Genomic DNA, 2,475 nt, shown 5'->3' with positions numbered 1-2,475 from the left:
CGGTCACCCGTGCCGCCCGTGCCGCGCGCTGCTCGCCGGCCGTCCGCGTCGCCGTCCCGCGGGCGCGACGTGTCGCCGCCGCGCCGACCGTGGCGGTCCCGCCCCTGGCCGTCCGCGTTCATCGCTCCCCCAGCCGCGCACCGTCGAGGTCGCGCGAGCCGCGCGCCCAGTCGGCCGCCGCCATGGACCGCCGCCCGGCGGGCGCGACGTCGCCCAGGCGCACCGCGTGCGTGCCCGTGCCGACGAGGACGTCCTGCTTCGTGACAGCGACCTGCCCCGGCTCGAGGTCCGTGACGTCGGCGTGCAGGCGCACCGGCCCGAGCCGCAGCCGCTCGCCCCCGGGCAGCGTCGTCCACGCGCCGGGCGCGGGGGTCACCGCACGGATGCGGCGGTCCGTGGCGATCGCCGGGTGCTCCCACCGCACCCGGCCGTCCTCGGTGCTGAGACGTGGCGCGTGGCTCACGCCGTCGGCAGGCTGCGGGACGGGCACCAGGGCGCCGTCCTCCAGCCCGTCGAGCGTGGCCACGAGCAGGCCGGCGCCCGCGTGCGACAGGCGGTCGAGGAGGTCGCCGGACGTGTCGCGCGGACGCACCGTCTCGGTCAGCGTCCCGAGGACGGGTCCGGTGTCGAGCCCCGCGTCGATGCGGAACGTCGTCGCGCCGGTGACCTCGTCGCCGTGCAGGACGGCGTGCTGCACGGGTGCCGCGCCCCGCCACGCCGGGAGCAGCGAGAAGTGCAGGTTGACCCAGCCGTGCCGCGGCACACCGAGCACCGCCTCGGGCAGCAGGGCGCCGTAGGCCACGACGGGCGCGCAGTCCGGCCGGGTGGCCCGGATCGCCTCCCGGGTCGCCGCGTCGCGCAGGGTCGAGGCCTCGATCACGGGGATCCCGGCGTCGACCGCGCGCACCTTGACGGGGCTGGGCTGGAGGCGTCGACCGCGGCCGGACGGCGCGTCCGGGCGGGTGAGCACCGCGACGACGTCGTGGCGGGAGCCGAGGAGGGCGTCGAGGGCCGGCAGGGCGACGGCGGGGGTGCCGGCGAAGAGCAGACGCATCCGTCGATCCTAGGGTCGCGCGCCCTGCGCTCGGCGCACGGTGTGAGCGCGCACGGTGTCGGTGGGCACGGCGTCGGTGGGCACGGCGTCGGTGCGCACGGTGTCGGTGCGCACGGCCTCCCCGACGATCACCGCGCGTCCTCGGCGTGCGCGGGCACCGGGACGCCGAGCGCCCGGACCGTGCGGCGCAGCGCGGCATGGGAGGTGAACAGCTCGGCGCGCAGACCGACGCGCGCGGCGGCCTCGACGTTGACCCGCGAGTCGTCGGTGAACAGCGTGCGCTGCCGCTCGAGCCCGAACCGCTCGACGGCGAGCTCGAAGATGCGCGGGTCGGGCTTCGCGAGCCCCTCGCGCCCGGAGACGAGGACGTCCTCGAGCCGGCGGATCACGGGCGCCGTCTCGAGCGAGACGTGGAACGTCTCCGCCGACCAGTTGGTGAGCCCGAGCACACGGACCCCCGCGGNNNACCATGGCGTCGGCCCCGTCGACGGGGCCGGGAACGGCCTCCGCGAACCGTTCGACGTACACGTCGAGCAGCGGGAGGTGGTGCGAGTGGGTCTGCTCCAGGGCGGCCCTCGCCTCGGCCCACGGCCGACCGGCGTCCTGGAGGTGGTTGAACGCCGGGAAGTCGATCTCGTCGAAGAAGCGCCGGACGTCGGCCTCGTCGTACCGGCCGCGGTACGGCAGCAGCGGGTCCCACCGCACGAGGACCTGCCCGAGGTCGAAGAGCACCGTGTCGATCTCCCGGGGCGAGCCGTCGGCAGCGCCGGCCGAGCCGGTCCCCACCGAGGCGGTCGTCTTCGGCTGGCGGGGCAGGGTGCTCACACGACCTCCAGGGGTTCGACGACGACGCGGACCGCGCCGGACTCCCGACGCGCGCTGCGGGTGGCCACGGCCGCCGCGACCGCGGCGGTCGACCGGGGCGCCACGCGCCAGGGCGACCGGACGAGCGCGCGCACCGGGCGCAGCGCCTCGGGGTCGAGGACCCCCTCGGCCGGCGCGGCGCCCTCCACGGCGAGCGGGCCCAGCACGACGGCGCCGTCGGGCAGGTCGATCCTCGTCAGCAGGGTCTCGACCGCGTCCCTCGGCCCCTCCAGCGCGATCATGTGCACCGCCGGGGGCAGCGACAGCTCGCTCCGCTCGGCGAGCTCGTGCTCCGCGAGGTTCGCCGGGTCCCAACGCACGAGGGCTTGGCTCGGCCGGGGCGCGGCGTCCCCCACGAGCAGCACGCGCCCGCCGCGGTCGGCCGCACGCACGAGCGACGCGGCGGCCATCCACGTGCGCAACGCGTCCACGGAGACGTCGAGACCCGCACGCGAGGTCACCACGGCGGCGTCGAGCAGCAGCGCCGCCGCGTAGCCGTCCGCGGCGCGCGGCTCGGCGCCCGGCGTGGCGACGACGAGGGCGGGCCGGTCGGGCAC

3 protein-coding genes and 2 pseudogenes are annotated in these 2,475 nt (G+C 77.6%); all 5 read right to left on the bottom strand.

What is annotated here, in order from left to right; genetic code table 11:
* Window positions 1-118: 118 nt before the first annotated feature.
* Window positions 119-1,054: a methionyl-tRNA formyltransferase gene (gene fmt / locus ICW40_RS20490; RefSeq protein ID WP_221655813.1), complete on the bottom strand. Its 936-nt coding sequence runs from the start codon at window positions 1,052-1,054 to the stop codon at window positions 119-121.
* 9 nt (window positions 1,055-1,063) lie between these two features.
* The gene (locus tag ICW40_RS21315) at window positions 1,064-1,186 is read right to left on the bottom strand and encodes a hypothetical protein (protein ID WP_260459532.1); all 123 of its coding nucleotides are present in this window, start codon (window positions 1,184-1,186) and stop codon (window positions 1,064-1,066) included.
* Complete coding sequence (locus ICW40_RS21310) at window positions 1,183-1,443, bottom strand: HAD-IA family hydrolase (RefSeq protein ID WP_308121947.1); 261 nt, start codon at window positions 1,441-1,443, stop codon at window positions 1,183-1,185. The genes ICW40_RS21315 and ICW40_RS21310 overlap by 4 nt, the downstream gene beginning before the upstream one ends.
* A gap of 77 nt (window positions 1,444-1,520) precedes the next feature.
* A pseudogene (locus tag ICW40_RS21305) lies at window positions 1,521-1,879 on the bottom strand (hypothetical protein); the annotation flags it as partial.
* A pseudogene (locus tag ICW40_RS20480) lies at window positions 1,876-2,475 on the bottom strand (primosomal protein N'); the annotation flags it as partial. The pseudogenes ICW40_RS21305 and ICW40_RS20480, both read right to left, overlap by 4 nt.

The organism is Actinotalea ferrariae, from assembly GCF_019733465.1.
GTDB classification, from domain to species: Bacteria; Actinomycetota; Actinomycetes; order Actinomycetales; family Cellulomonadaceae; genus Actinotalea; species Actinotalea ferrariae_A.
Note: the sequence above shows the minus strand (reverse complement) of the source record. Positions and strands in the feature narration are given on the sequence as shown.